The organism is Pseudomonas edaphica (genome assembly GCF_965277385.1).
Taxonomy (GTDB): Bacteria; Pseudomonadota; Gammaproteobacteria; order Pseudomonadales; family Pseudomonadaceae; genus Aquipseudomonas; species Aquipseudomonas edaphica.
Window position 1 is genome coordinate 1925130 of sequence record NZ_OZ255725.1, and the last position, 13484, is coordinate 1938613.

General features: G+C 58.5%; 11 protein-coding genes. 7 read left to right on the plus strand and 4 right to left on the minus strand.

The window, feature by feature from the left end; genetic code table 11:
* The first annotated feature begins 130 nt into the window (after window positions 1-130).
* The 3 genes from ACQY47_RS08760 to fdxA all read left to right on the plus strand — a co-directional run bounded on the left by ACQY47_RS08760 (window position 131) and on the right by fdxA (window position 3744).
* Window positions 131-412, plus strand: a complete 282-nt coding sequence (locus tag ACQY47_RS08760; RefSeq protein ID WP_428556945.1) for a DUF3077 domain-containing protein — start codon at window positions 131-133, stop codon at window positions 410-412.
* A gap of 274 nt (window positions 413-686) precedes the next feature.
* Window positions 687-3278 carry a DNA mismatch repair protein MutS gene (gene mutS, locus ACQY47_RS08765; RefSeq protein ID WP_428556946.1) on the plus strand — a complete coding sequence of 864 codons (2592 nt, stop codon included), beginning with the start codon at window positions 687-689 and terminating at the stop codon, window positions 3276-3278.
* 142 nt (window positions 3279-3420) lie between these two features.
* A complete protein-coding gene (gene fdxA, locus ACQY47_RS08770) occupies window positions 3421-3744 on the plus strand; it encodes a ferredoxin FdxA (RefSeq protein ID WP_428556947.1) in 324 nt (107 codons plus the stop codon).
* A 494-nt stretch (window positions 3745-4238) separates the two neighbouring features.
* Here fdxA and apbC read toward each other — a convergent pair whose 3' ends face one another.
* Window positions 4239-5333 carry an iron-sulfur cluster carrier protein ApbC gene (gene apbC, locus ACQY47_RS08775; protein WP_017137049.1) on the minus strand — a complete coding sequence of 365 codons (1095 nt, stop codon included), beginning with the start codon at window positions 5331-5333 and terminating at the stop codon, window positions 4239-4241.
* A gap of 172 nt (window positions 5334-5505) precedes the next feature.
* On the opposite strand from apbC, the gene metG reads away from it, so the two are divergent.
* The 4 genes from metG to ACQY47_RS08795 all read left to right on the plus strand — a co-directional run bounded on the left by metG (window position 5506) and on the right by ACQY47_RS08795 (window position 9772).
* Window positions 5506-7557 carry a methionine--tRNA ligase gene (gene metG / locus ACQY47_RS08780; RefSeq protein WP_428556948.1) on the plus strand — a complete coding sequence of 684 codons (2052 nt, stop codon included), beginning with the start codon at window positions 5506-5508 and terminating at the stop codon, window positions 7555-7557.
* A 248-nt stretch (window positions 7558-7805) separates the two neighbouring features.
* Window positions 7806-8774 carry an electron transport complex subunit RsxB gene (rsxB, locus tag ACQY47_RS08785; protein ID WP_428556949.1) on the plus strand — a complete coding sequence of 323 codons (969 nt, stop codon included), beginning with the start codon at window positions 7806-7808 and terminating at the stop codon, window positions 8772-8774.
* Window positions 8775-8843: 69 nt separating this feature from the next.
* Entirely contained in the window at window positions 8844-9482 is a 639-nt protein-coding gene (nth, locus tag ACQY47_RS08790) for an endonuclease III (RefSeq protein WP_017137046.1), read from the plus strand.
* Between the two features lie 107 nt (window positions 9483-9589).
* Window positions 9590-9772, plus strand: a complete 183-nt coding sequence (locus ACQY47_RS08795) for a PA3496 family putative envelope integrity protein (RefSeq protein WP_017137045.1) — start codon at window positions 9590-9592, stop codon at window positions 9770-9772.
* Between the two features lie 85 nt (window positions 9773-9857).
* Here ACQY47_RS08795 and ACQY47_RS08800 read toward each other — a convergent pair whose 3' ends face one another.
* From ACQY47_RS08800 to ACQY47_RS08810, 3 genes are all read right to left on the minus strand, one after another.
* Window positions 9858-10490 carry a response regulator transcription factor gene (locus tag ACQY47_RS08800; RefSeq protein WP_017137044.1) on the minus strand — a complete coding sequence of 211 codons (633 nt, stop codon included), beginning with the start codon at window positions 10488-10490 and terminating at the stop codon, window positions 9858-9860.
* A gap of 635 nt (window positions 10491-11125) precedes the next feature.
* On the minus strand, window positions 11126-12343 hold the full coding sequence (locus ACQY47_RS08805; protein WP_003208700.1) for an argininosuccinate synthase: 1218 nt from the start codon (window positions 12341-12343) through the stop codon (window positions 11126-11128).
* 129 nt (window positions 12344-12472) lie between these two features.
* Window positions 12473-13381: a flagellar protein MotY gene (locus tag ACQY47_RS08810; protein ID WP_099548518.1), complete on the minus strand. Its 909-nt coding sequence runs from the start codon at window positions 13379-13381 to the stop codon at window positions 12473-12475.
* Window positions 13382-13484: the final 103 nt, after the last annotated feature.

Below are 13484 nucleotides of genomic sequence, written 5' to 3' on the forward strand. Positions count from 1 at the left end.
CGGCTGTGCGTGGGAGACCTTCGGGTCTGCCGGGTTCCTGTATCTCCGGTTTATCAGCCTGCGCACAGCTGCCACCCAATTCGCCTGATAACGAATGTGGCAGCTCTCAATTGATATGGGAGTTTTACCGATGACCGCTACAGATCCGTCTGCGTTAACCACCCTCGGCGTCACCCCCTTCTCCTTCCACTGCGACCAACCGCTATTCCGCGTCAACAGCGGCGTCTCCCTGCACGAAGCCTTGCACCATGCCTCCGACCTCCTCCACGTCGCCAAGCAACTCGCCGAAGATGCGGCGATGACCAAGGAGACGGACCGTTACGCCTGGGCGTCGCATTACTTGCAGGAGATGGTCAAGGCGGTGGTTGATGATGTGGCGAAGGTGTTGGGTTCGCCCGGTAACCTTCAGTAAGGGGCGAATGAAAAACCGGTGCGGCGCCTGATTCCGATCACTCAAGAGATAGCTCAAGCAACGCTAACCTGTGGCGTGGGAGCTCGCCACGGGTTCGGTGTTCATTCTTGAGAGTGATGGCCATTGGGCGCTGCGCCATTTTTGGCTTTTACCTGGCTGTTTGTGACCTGCGAACCCTCGACCTCGCGTGTTAACCTTGCCGCCATCGCAAAATTAGCAGGGCCAAGCGCCCCACCTTTGCCCCACTCCTTTCAACGAATTTGCTAACTATCTGATGAGTAAAAACACCTCCGATCTGTCTTCCCACACCCCGATGATGCAGCAGTACTGGCGCCTGAAAAAAAAGCACCCTGATCAGTTGATGTTCTATCGCATGGGCGATTTCTACGAGATCTTCTACGAAGACGCGAAGAAGGCCGCCAAGCTGCTGGACATCACCCTGACCGCGCGTGGGCAGTCGGCGGGGCAGTCGATTCCGATGTGTGGGATTCCTTACCATTCGTTGGAAGGTTATCTGGTCAAGCTGGTGAAGTTGGGCGAGTCGGTGGTGATCTGTGAGCAGATCGGCGACCCGGCGACCAGCAAAGGGCCGGTGGAACGTCAGGTGGTGCGCATTATCACGCCGGGCACGGTGAGTGATGAGGCGTTGCTGGATGAGCGTCGTGACAACCTGATCGCAGCAGTGCTGGGCGATGAGCGTTTGTTTGGCCTGTCGGTGCTGGATATCACCAGTGGCAACTTCAGTGTGCTGGAGATCAAGGGCTGGGAGAACCTGCTGGCGGAACTGGAACGCATCAACCCGGTGGAGTTGTTGATTCCGGATGATTGGCCCAAGGATTTGCCGGCGGAAAAGCGTCGTGGGACCAAGCGGCGTGCGCCGTGGGACTTTGAGCGCGACACGGCGCTGAAAAGTCTGTGCCAGCAGTTCTCGGTACAGGACCTTAAAGGCTTCGGCTGCGAAACCCTGACCCTGGCCATCGGCGCTGCCGGTTGCTTGCTCAGCTATGCCAAGGAAACCCAGCGCACCGCCCTGCCGCATTTGCGCAGCCTGCGCCATGAGCGCCTGGATGACACCGTGGTGCTCGATGGCGCCAGCCGTCGCAACCTCGAGCTGGACACCAACCTGGCCGGTGGCCGCGATAACACCCTGCAATCAGTGGTCGACCGTTGCCAGACGGCCATGGGCAGCCGTTTGCTGACCCGTTGGTTGAACCGTCCGCTGCGCGACCTGACCGTGCTGCAAGCGCGCCAGACATCGATTACTTGCCTGCTGGATCGCTATCGTTTTGAAAACCTGCAGCCGCAGCTCAAGGAAATCGGCGATATCGAGCGCATCCTGGCGCGAATTGGCCTGCGCAATGCGCGGCCACGTGACCTGGCGCGCCTGCGCGATGCCTTGAGCGCGCTGCCGCAGCTGCAAGTGGCGATGACCGAGCTGGACACGCCGCACCTGCAACAACTCGCCGTCACGGCCGGCACTTACCCGGACCTCGCGGCGCTGCTGGAAAAAGCCATTATCGACAACCCGCCGGCGATTATCCGTGACGGCGGCGTGCTTAAAACCGGTTACGACAGCGAGCTGGACGAGCTGCAATCGCTGAGCGAAAACGCCGGGCAGTTCCTGATTGACCTGGAAGCCCGCGAAAAAGCCCGCACCGGCCTGGCCAACTTGAAGGTCGGCTACAACCGCGTGCACGGCTACTTTATTGAGTTGCCGAGCAAACAGGCCGAGTCGGCGCCGATTGACTATCAGCGTCGCCAAACCCTTAAGGGCGCCGAGCGTTTCATTACGCCGGAGCTCAAAGAGTTTGAAGACAAGGCACTGTCGGCCAAGAGCCGTGCCCTGGCGCGCGAAAAGATGCTGTATGAAGCGTTGCTCGAAGATTTGATCAGCCGCCTGGCGCCGCTGCAAGACACCGCCGCCGCCCTGGCGGAACTGGATGTGCTGAGCAACCTGGCCGAACGTGCGCTGAACCTTGACCTCAATTGCCCGCGTTTCGTCAGTGAGCCGTGCATGCGCATCGTGCAGGGGCGCCACCCGGTGGTGGAGCAGGTGTTGACCACGCCGTTTGTGGCCAACGACCTGTCGCTGGATGACGACACGCGCATGCTGGTGATCACAGGTCCCAACATGGGTGGTAAATCCACCTACATGCGCCAGACCGCCTTGATCGTGTTGCTGGCGCATATCGGCAGCTTTGTGCCGGCAGCCAGTTGCGAGTTGTCGCTGGTGGACCGCATTTTCACCCGGATCGGTTCCAGTGATGACCTGGCCGGCGGGCGTTCGACCTTTATGGTGGAAATGAGCGAAACCGCCAACATCCTGCACAACGCCACCGAACGCAGTTTGGTGCTGATGGACGAAGTGGGGCGCGGCACCAGCACCTTCGATGGTCTGTCGCTGGCGTGGGCGGCAGCCGAGCGTTTGGCGCATTTGCGCGCCTATACGCTGTTCGCCACGCACTATTTCGAGCTGACGGTGTTGCCGGAAAGCGAGCCGCTGGTGGCCAACGTGCATCTCAATGCCACTGAGCACAACGAGCGCATCGTGTTCCTGCACCACGTGCTGCCGGGGCCGGCGAGCCAGAGTTACGGCTTGGCCGTGGCGCAGTTGGCGGGGGTTCCCGCGCAAGTCATCACCCGTGCCCGCGAACACTTGAGCCGCCTGGAAGAAACCGCCCTGCCCCACGAGATTCCTGTGGCAAGCCCGGCCAAAACCAGCAGCAAACCCAGCGCGCCGCACCAGAGTGATATGTTCGCCAGCCTGCCCCATCCGGTGCTGGATGAGCTGGCAAAGCTTGACTTGGACGGCTTGACGCCGCGTAAAGCGCTCGAAATGTTATATGCACTGCAAGTTCGGATATAACGCACAGGCTTGCAAGCTGGTAGACTCTCGCGCGGTTTGGGATGCTGCGGGTTATTAGCCTGGCCTGCAGACTATCGCTCCCGAACCTCGCGAGCCCTGCCACAAAGGGTTTCGCTGCCGCCGCCTGAGGAGAGAATTAGAAATGACCTTCGTCGTTACCGACAACTGCATCAAGTGCAAGTACACCGACTGCGTCGAAGTGTGTCCGGTGGACTGCTTCTACGAAGGCCCGAACTTCCTGGTTATCCACCCGGATGAGTGCATTGACTGTGCCCTGTGTGAACCAGAATGCCCGGCCAATGCGATCTTCTCCGAAGATGAAGTCCCGGCGGGTATGGAAAACTTTATCGAATTGAACCAAGAGTTGGCTGACATTTGGCCAAACATCACAGAGCGTAAAGATGCACTGCCAGACGCTAAAGAGTGGGATGGCAAGCCAGGCAAGATCGCCGATCTGGAACGCTGATCAACTTGCTGCATCGAAAAGGCCCCTTGCGGGCCTTTTTGCATTTCCGAGTGGTCGGTTTCACTTTTCTGCAGGCAAAAAAAAGGGGCGGTATGACCCGCCCACATTTTTTCCCTAGTCCCTGTATTCCTTTTCATCATCCTGATGAATCGCATCCTGCGACGTTCCTTCAACCATCGTTCCTTGATGGCTGTGCCAATCCGTGGACACAGGGCTGATCTTAGAGAGTTCCGGGGGAAGTTCAACGGGATCCAAGTGATCGGCTGACAGACTTGAACGCTCATTCAAGTATAAATAATTGTTATTTTTCAGATGGATAGAAAATTCGTTCACCGTTTCGAGATGGACATGCCCGGTAAAAAAACCAAACACTTACGAAAAAGTAAGCAAATGCTTACACGCGCAATTGCGCAAACGCATGATTCGGAACCATTGACTGATCGGCAGGCATAAAAAAGCCCCGACAACGCCGAGGCTGTTTTCCTTCAGCAGGTTCAGTCGTCGCTGACGGTGATGGTCGGCATTGCCGGTGCTGCGGCTTCCTGCAGGACGATCCGCGCGCCCACATGCCGGGCCAACTCCTGGTACACCATAGCGATCGGTCCATCGGGCTCTGCGGCCACGGTGGGCTTGCCGCCGTCGGCCTGCTCACGAATTTCCATCGCCAGCGGCAACGACGCCAGCAACTCAACCCCGTATTGGGTCGCCAACTTCTCACCGCCGCCTTCGCCAAACAAATGCTCGGCGTGGCCGCAGTTGGAGCAGATGTGTACCGCCATGTTTTCAACAACGCCCAGCACCGGGATGTTAACCTTGCGGAACATCTCCACGCCTTTTCTGGCATCCAGCAGCGCCAGGTCCTGGGGTGTGGTCACGATTACCGAACCGGCCACCGGCACCTTTTGCGCCAGGGTCAGCTGGATATCACCTGTGCCTGGCGGCATGTCGATCACCAGGTAATCCAGGTCGCCCCAGGCAGTCTGGGTGACCAGTTGCAGCAAGGCGCCGGAGACCATCGGCCCGCGCCAGACCATCGGCGTGTTGTCATCAGTGAGGAAGGCCATGGACATGACCTCTACACCCAACGACTCGATCGGCACAAACCACTTCTGGTCCTTGACCTTGGGCCGCGTGCCTTCGGCAATGCCGAACATCACGCCCTGGCTCGGGCCGTAGATATCGGCGTCGAGGATGCCCACACGCGCACCTTCTCGGGCCAGCGCCAGCGCCAGGTTGGCGGCGGTGGTGGACTTACCCACACCGCCCTTGCCGGAGGCCACGGCGATAACATTCTTGACGTTGGCCAGGCCCGGAATCTGCGCCTGGGCCTTGTGCGCGGCGATCACGCACTGGATGTCGACCTTGGCCGAACGCACGCCCTCCAGGCCTTCGATGGCCATTTGCAACATCTGCGCCCAGCCACTCTTGAACAAACCGGCGGCATAGCCCAGTTCCAACTGGACCGACACCTGGTCGCCCTGGACTTCAATGGCACGTACACAGCCGGCGCTGACCGGGTCCTGGTTCAAATAGGGGTCGGTGTACTGGCGAAGAACGGCTTCCACCGCTGCGCGATTGACGGCGCTCATGGGCTACTCCCGAAAAAAGACTGACTGAAACAGGCGGCTATCCTAACCGTTCCGGCCGCCCAGCGGCATGCTTTCGAGACCTGGGAAGATTCAGAAACAGCACCACGGGGTGAAATATATTTCCCGGCGCTTTATAGTGGCCGACCTCCGTTTCATCAAGTAGCCGAGCCCCATGTCCGAGCCACGCAAGATCCTCGTCACCAGCGCCCTGCCCTATGCCAATGGTTCCATCCATCTTGGCCATATGCTTGAGTACATCCAGACCGATATGTGGGTGCGCTTCCAGAAGCATCGCGGCAATCAATGCATTTATGTCTGCGCGGACGACGCCCACGGTTCGGCCATCATGTTGCGTGCCGAGAAGGAAGGCATCACCCCGGAACAACTGATCGCCAATGTGCAGGCTGAACACAGCGCCGACTTTGCCGAGTTCCTGGTGGACTTCGATAACTTCCACTCGACCCACTCCGAAGAAAACCGCGAGCTGTCGAGCCAGATCTACCTGCGCTTGAAGGAAGCCGGGCACATCGACCAGCGTTCGGTGACCCAGTATTTCGACCCGGAAAAGAAAATGTTCCTGGCCGACCGCTTCATCAAGGGCACCTGCCCTAAATGCGGCACCGAAGACCAGTACGGCGACAACTGCGAAAAATGTGGCGCGACCTATGCACCGACGGACTTGAAGAACCCGAAGTCGGCAATCTCCGGCGCCACCCCGGTGCTCAAGGATTCCCAGCACTTCTTCTTCAAGCTCCCGGATTTCCAGCAAATGCTGCAAACCTGGACCCGCAGCGGCACCTTGCAGGACGCCGTGGCCAACAAACTCTCCGAATGGCTCGACAGCGGCCTGCAGCAGTGGGACATCTCCCGCGATGCGCCGTACTTCGGCTTCGAGATCCCGGGCGAGCCGGGCAAGTACTTTTATGTGTGGCTGGACGCGCCGATTGGCTACATGGCCAGCTTCAAAAACCTCTGCGACCGCACGCCTGAGCTGGACTTCGACGCGTTCTGGGCCAAGGACTCCACCGCCGAGCTGTACCACTTCATCGGCAAGGACATCGTCAACTTCCACGCGCTGTTCTGGCCGGCCATGCTCGAAGGTTCGGGCTATCGCAAGCCGACCGGTATCGCCGTGCACGGCTATCTGACGGTCAATGGCCAGAAAATGTCCAAGTCCCGTGGCACCTTTATCAAGGCGCGCACCTACCTGGACCACCTGTCGCCGGAATACCTGCGCTACTACTACGCCGCCAAGCTGGGCCGTGGTGTCGACGACCTCGACCTGAACCTGGAAGACTTCGTGCAGAAGGTCAACTCGGACCTGGTCGGCAAAGTGGTCAACATCGCCAGCCGTTGCGCCGGTTTTATCCACAAGGGCAATGCCGGTTTACTGGTGGCTGAAAACGCCGCACCGGAACTGACCGAAGCCTTCCTGGCCGCCGCGCCGAGCATCGCCGACGCCTATGAAGCCCGTGACTTTGCCCGCGCCATGCGCGAGATCATGGGCCTGGCCGACCGCGCCAACGCCTGGATCGCCGACAAGGCACCGTGGTCGCTGAACAAGCAGGAAGGCAAGCAAGCTGAAGTCCAGGCTATCTGTGCCACGGGCGTCAACCTGTTCCGTCAATTGGTGATTTTCCTCAAGCCGGTGCTGCCATTGCTGGCCGCTGATGCCGAGGCGTTCCTCAACGTCGCGCCGCTGACCTGGAACGACCACACCACCTTGCTCAGCAACCATCAGTTGAATGAGTTCAAGCCGTTGATGACGCGTATTGATCCGGTGAAAGTCCAGGCCATGACCGACGCTTCGAAAGAAGACCTGGTCGCCAGCCAGACCGACACCGGTTCGGCTGCGCCCGCCGGTAACGGTGAGCTGGCCAAGGATCCGATCTCGGCAGAAATCGACTTCGACGCCTTTGCCGCTGTAGACCTGCGCGTTGCGCTGATCGTCAAGGCCGAGGCCGTGGAGGGTGCCGACAAGCTGCTGCGCCTGACCCTGGACCTGGGTGGCGAGCAACGTAACGTGTTCTCCGGCATCAAGAGCGCCTACCCGGATCCTTCCAAGCTCGACGGTCGCTTGACCATGATGATCGCCAACCTCAAGCCACGCAAAATGAAGTTCGGTATCTCCGAAGGCATGGTGATGGCAGCCGGCCCAGGCGGCGAAGAGATCTACCTGTTGAGCCCTGACAGCGGTGCCAAGCCGGGTCAGCGTATCAAGTAAGCCCGCAAAGCCCGTCTGCGGCAAACGGGCCTCCCGTGGCAAACGGGCTGCCTGTGGCGAGCGGGCTTGCCCCGCGTTGGGCTGCGCAGCAGCCCCAATAAAGTCGCCGCATTTGGCCTGTTAAGCCAAGTGTCTGTACCAAGGGCCGCTCCGCGCCCCAACGCGGGGCAAGCCCGCTCGCCACAGAAAGCTCGCTCGCCACTAACTACAGGCCCTGTTTGTTCATCCGGCATACCAATGATCACCCCATGAACTTGATTCAACGTATCGACGCGCTGCTGCCGCAGACCCAATGCGGCAAATGCGGGCATCCGGGTTGCAAGCCTTACGCCGAGGGCATCGCGTTGGGTGAGGCAATCAACAAGTGCCCGCCCGGAGGGCAGGAAACCATTGCTGGCCTGGCCCAGCTGTTGCGCGTGCCGGTGTTGGAACTGGACACCAGTCGCGGCGAAGCCCCGGCCCAGGTCGCCTACATCCGCGAAGCCGAATGCATCGGCTGCACCAAGTGCATCCAGGCGTGCCCGGTGGATGCGATTGTCGGCGCCGCCAAGTTGATGCACACCGTGATCATGGATGAATGCACCGGCTGCGACCTGTGTGTTGCGCCCTGCCCTGTGGATTGCATTGAAATGCGTCCAGCGACCACTGTGCTGGCGATTGTCGGCGGCCTGGCGGTCGATGATGGGCAACGCCATGAGCGCGGCCTCAAGCGCGACCGCGCACGGCGGCGCTTTGAGCAACGCAATGCGCGGCTGCAACGCGAGGAAGCGCATAAACTCGCCGAGCGCCTGGCGCGGGCTAAACGTTTGGCCCCGCCGGTTGCCCCTGTGCAAGCCGATGACGCTCAGGCGGCCCGGGATACAGCGGTCAAGAAGGCCAAGATCACCGTTGCCATGAGTCGCGCCCAACTGCATAAATCACTCAAGGCATTTGGACATCCACCGACCTTTGAGCAGCAGTCGCAGTTGATCCTGCTGCAACAGCAGTTCGAAGCGGCGGAGCAGGCGCTGGCCGCCATGGAAGTACATGACACACCGGCGCCAGCAGTTGCGCCGAGTAACAGCGCCGATCTCAAGCGCGCTAAAATCCAGCTGGCCATGCGTCGCGCAGAATTGCACAAAGCCCAGAATCAAAACGCCGCCCCAGAGCAACTGGCCGAGGCGCAAAGCAAACTCGATGACGCACAACGCCACGTGGATGCTCATAACAGCGCTTAAACCGAAAATAAACCCTGCTGTGTGTATTACTACAATCGCGCTGATCGCCTGCAAGGAACCACCTGCCCCATGAACGCCGCAAAACGCCTGGAAATTTTCCGCAGGTTTCATGAAGACAATCCGGAACCCAAGACCGAGCTGGCCTACTCGTCGCCGTTCGAGTTGCTGATTGCGGTGATCCTGTCAGCACAATCCACGGACGTGGGCGTCAACAAGGCTACGGCCAAGCTGTACCCAGTGGCCAATACGCCAGCGGCCATTTATGCCTTGGGAGTGGAGGGTTTGTCGGAGTACATCAAGACGATCGGCCTGTACAACAGCAAGGCCAAGAATGTCATTGAGACCTGCCGCTTGTTGGTTGAGCTGCACGGCAGTGAAGTGCCACAAACCCGCGAAGCCCTGGAAGCCCTTCCCGGCGTAGGCCGCAAAACTGCGAACGTGGTACTCAATACCGCGTTCCGGCAACTGACCATGGCAGTGGACACGCATATTTTCCGCGTCAGCAACCGAACCGGCATCGCGCGTGGCAAAAATGTGGTCGAGGTAGAAAAGCAGTTGATGAAGTTTGTGCCCAAGCCCTATCTGCTCGACTCCCACCACTGGCTGATCCTTCACGGGCGCTATGTGTGCCAGGCCCGCAAGCCTCGCTGCGGGAGTTGCCGCATCGAAGACCTGTGCGAGTACAAGGACAAAACCTCGGACGATTGAGGGTTCATTGGTTTTCTCGATCAGTCGATTGAAAAAATCTTTTTTACCCGTTCGTGGATTATCGTTATAAGGAGCGCCAACGGCAGTCTTAGCCTGGAGTTAACCTTATGAGCACTGGCAAAGAACAACTGGATGTAGAAGACGATCTCGTTGATGTGGCGGAAGACGAAGGGGACGCCCCTGTGGCAGAGGTGGCCAAGACCAATTTGAGCAAACGCCGCACTATCGACAACCTGTTGGAAGAGCGACGCTTGCAAAAACAACTCGCCGATTACGACTTCGACCTCTGATCGATGCGCTGACGGCCGGAAGCCTCCCTGACGGAGGCTTTTTTTTTGCCGGGTTTTCGGGTTTTGGTGCAAAACCGCACCGCGTCTACACGAGGCCGTTGCGCTGGGCCAGCTCGATCAGGTCCACAAGGGAGCGTGCATTGAGCTTGAGTAACAGGCGGGTCTTGTAGGTGCTGACGGTTTTGTTGCTCAGGAACATGCCATCGGCAATTTCCTTGTTGGTTTTGCCTCGGGCCAGTTGCTGCAACACCATCATCTCGCGACCCGACAAGCGTTCAACCATGTCCGCCTCGCTGGCATTGCCCATGGTCGAGCGTACCGAGTTGAGCGCCTGGTTGGGGAAATAGCTGTAGCCGGAGAGTACAGCCTTGATGGCGCTCAGCAGCTCGGTCAGGTCCTGCTGCTTGCATACGTAGCCCGCCGCCCCCGCCTGCATGCAGCGCATGGAGAAATGGCCGGGTGCCTGAGACGTCAGCACCAGCACCTTGACGGGTGTAGCCTGCTTGGTAGACGCCAGCCGACAGATAACTTCCAGGCCATCGAGTTTGGGTATCCCGATATCCAGTATGACAATGTCCGGCATATGTTCCCGTGCAAGTTGCAGCGCATCGACGCCGTTATCAGTCTCGGCAACGACTTCATAACCATGACGTTCCATTAGCATGCGCACAGCAAGTCGAATGACGGGATGATCATCCACGATCAGCACTTTATTCATGAGAAAGTCCAATTTCGCTGTTCGAATTATTTAGAGCAAGCACAATAGCCTAGTCGTTTCCTAGTTGGCATAGCGCTCCCCCCCAAGCAACAGCAAGCAGAGACCCAACCCACAACGATATAGGAATTAACCTACAAAAAAACACAAACTCAGGTGCAGGGAATTTTATGCAACCCTTCAGAACTTTCCGGGGCCATACATATTTCGAGTGAAATATACGCCGCAGAATGGGTACGAGGTAAATGTACCGCACATGACTTTCAGGAAATACCCCTTGCTTATGGCAGCTAGGCCAGTGAGCAGCTGAAAAGAAATCAACTGATTTAGTTCCACTCAACATACCTGTTTACATCCCTATTTCCTACAGAAGTTTCAGCGCCCTACATACTCGCTGTACTTATGTAGTGAATTTTCCGTAAGACATAGTTCCTGTGCAGGTGTAAAAAATTCATTCAACCGTACAGAAATAAACACGCCATCGCTGAAACGGCCGAATTCAACTTCAACATTCAACAAACCTTAAACAGTCAGACCGCGTTTAAACATCAGCTTGCTTTTAAATGCGCCCGTCTTTATATGCAGGCAAAAAAAATGGCCCCTTGGACTAGGGGCCATTTTTACAACGAGGGTCGCACTCAGAACAGCTTGCGACCCTTGTTGGCGGCGATGCGCATACGCAGCGCGTTCAGCTTGATGAAGCCTGCCGCGTCCGCCTGGTTGTAGGCGCCGCCGTCTTCTTCGAAGGTGGCGATGTTGGCGTCGAACAGCGACTCATCAGACTTGCGACCGGTGACGATCACGTTGCCCTTGTACAGCTTCAGGCGCACAACGCCGTTCACGTGGACCTGGGAGGCGTCGATCATCTGTTGCAGCATCAGACGCTCCGGGCTCCACCAGTAACCGGTGTAGATCAGGCTGGCGTACTTGGGCATCAGCTCGTCTTTGAGGTGAGCCACTTCACGGTCCAGGGTGATCGACTCAATGGCGCGGTGAGCGCGCAGCATGATGGTGCCGCCTGGGGTTTCGTAGCAACCACGGGACTTCATGCCCACGTAGCGGTTCTCGACGATGTCGAGACGGCCGATACCGTGTTCGCCACCGATACGGTTCAGGGTCGCCAGCACGGTGGCCGGGGTCATTTCGACGCCGTCCAGTGCAACGATGTCGCCGTTGCGGTAGGTCAGTTCCAGGTACTGGGCCTTGTCTGGAGCGTTCTCCGGGGAGACGGTCCATTTCCACATGTCTTCTTCGTGCTCGGTCCAGGTGTCTTCCAGCACGCCGCCTTCATAGGAGATGTGCAGCAAGTTGGCGTCCATCGAGTACGGGGACTTCTTCTTGCCGTGACGCTCGATCGGGATTGCATGCTTTTCAGCGTAATCCATCAGCTTTTCACGGGACAGCAGGTCCCATTCACGCCAAGGAGCAATCACTTTCACGCCTGGCTTGAGGGCGTAGGCGCCCAGTTCGAAACGCACCTGGTCATTGCCCTTGCCGGTAGCGCCATGGGAAATGGCGTCGGCGCCGGTTTCGTTGGCGATTTCGATCAGGCGTTTGGCGATCAGCGGGCGTGCGATGGAAGTACCCAGCAGGTACTCGCCTTCGTAGACGGTGTTGGCGCGAAACATCGGGAAGACGAAATCGCGGACGAATTCTTCGCGCAGGTCGTCAATGTAGATCTCTTTCACGCCCATGGCTTGCGCCTTGGCACGTGCAGGTTCGACCTCTTCGCCCTGACCCAGGTCAGCGGTGAAGGTCACCACTTCACAGTTATAAGTATCCTGCAGCCACTTGAGGATCACCGAAGTGTCCAGGCCGCCGGAATACGCGAGAACGACCTTGTTTACGTCGGCCATGCCATCACTCCACGGGGTTGTACGGAAAGCCGTCGATTCTACCGACCAAAACCGTGAATTTACAGAGGCGCGACAGCAAATGAAGATAAAGCGACAGATTATGTCGAGCGGGCGACCGATGGTCGCACCTTATGACGTGTGTGCCGCGCTGCTCGGGCCAGTGGCCTGGGGTGCCGGTTTCTCGGGGGCAGCCACGCGTTCGAGCTGAATATTCACGCGACGATTGCGAGCGCGGTTGGCGGCATTGGTATTGGGCGCCAGTGGGTAACTTTCACCGTGAAAACGCAGGGTGATCTGCGATTCCTGAATGCCATTGGCCTTGAAGTAGTCCATCACCGCTAGGGCACGACGGCGCGAGACGTCACGGTTGGTCAGGCGGTTACCGCTGTTGTCGGAATGACCATTGAGCTCGACGTGATTAACCGTCGGGTCGGCTTTCATGAACGCGAGAATCACGTCCAGCTTCTTCTTGGCAGCGGCGTCCAGCTCGATACCGCCTCCGGGGAAGCCGACTTCAGTCTGTTTGACCTGATCGTAATTCATCGGCAACAGCTTGGTGGTGCACAGTTGATAGTCGTTGAAGGCCTTGTTGAATTTCACCGGCAACAGGCGGACTTCCGAGTAGCCGCCCTCACGCCCGTAATGCCGCACCGTCGGGCTACGCCCCTCCAGCAAACCCGTGAACAAACGCCCGGCCTGGGCCTGGGAGCTGTTGAACAGCACGTCGCCACTGCCAACACGCACGGCGCCCAGGTTGATATCACCACGGCCCGGTTGCCAGGGTGCAGCCGCAGCCAGCAAGGTCGCCGAGCCCGCTCCGAGCGCGCCGCTATAGGCTTTCAGGCGAAATGTCGCCTGCTCGCCGGCCCGGCGCACGAACTCACCCGAACCGAAATCGGTGATCGGCTGGGCCAGGCGGCACTCGAATTGGTCGCCTTCCACCTTCCACTCAATATTCTCCAGACGTGTCTGGAATGTGAGTGCCATCGCAGGCAGGCTGGCGAACACACTGAGCAGGGCTAGATAATGCTGGCGCACGGGAGGCTCCACTGGTTTCTACAACACTTCAAAGCGTCATACGTCGTTAAGGCATACCCAGGGATATCGGACACGTGCGGCAAAACTTGATAGCGAGTGCCTG

Coding starts and splice junctions, on each gene's coding strand:
- ACQY47_RS08795 (WP_017137045.1), top strand. CDS start 9,590: ATGAGCACTGGCAAAGAACAACTGGATGTAGAAGACGATCTCGTTGAT.
- ACQY47_RS08800 (WP_017137044.1), bottom strand. CDS start 10,490: ATGAATAAAGTGCTGATCGTGGATGATCATCCCGTCATTCGACTTGCT.
- metG (WP_428556948.1), top strand. CDS start 5,506: ATGTCCGAGCCACGCAAGATCCTCGTCACCAGCGCCCTGCCCTATGCC.
- mutS (WP_428556946.1), top strand. CDS start 687: ATGAGTAAAAACACCTCCGATCTGTCTTCCCACACCCCGATGATGCAG.
- apbC (WP_017137049.1), bottom strand. CDS start 5,333: ATGAGCGCCGTCAATCGCGCAGCGGTGGAAGCCGTTCTTCGCCAGTAC.
- ACQY47_RS08760 (WP_428556945.1), top strand. CDS start 131: ATGACCGCTACAGATCCGTCTGCGTTAACCACCCTCGGCGTCACCCCC.
- fdxA (WP_428556947.1), top strand. CDS start 3,421: ATGACCTTCGTCGTTACCGACAACTGCATCAAGTGCAAGTACACCGAC.
- nth (WP_017137046.1), top strand. CDS start 8,844: ATGAACGCCGCAAAACGCCTGGAAATTTTCCGCAGGTTTCATGAAGAC.
- ACQY47_RS08805 (WP_003208700.1), bottom strand. CDS start 12,343: ATGGCCGACGTAAACAAGGTCGTTCTCGCGTATTCCGGCGGCCTGGAC.
- rsxB (WP_428556949.1), top strand. CDS start 7,806: ATGAACTTGATTCAACGTATCGACGCGCTGCTGCCGCAGACCCAATGC.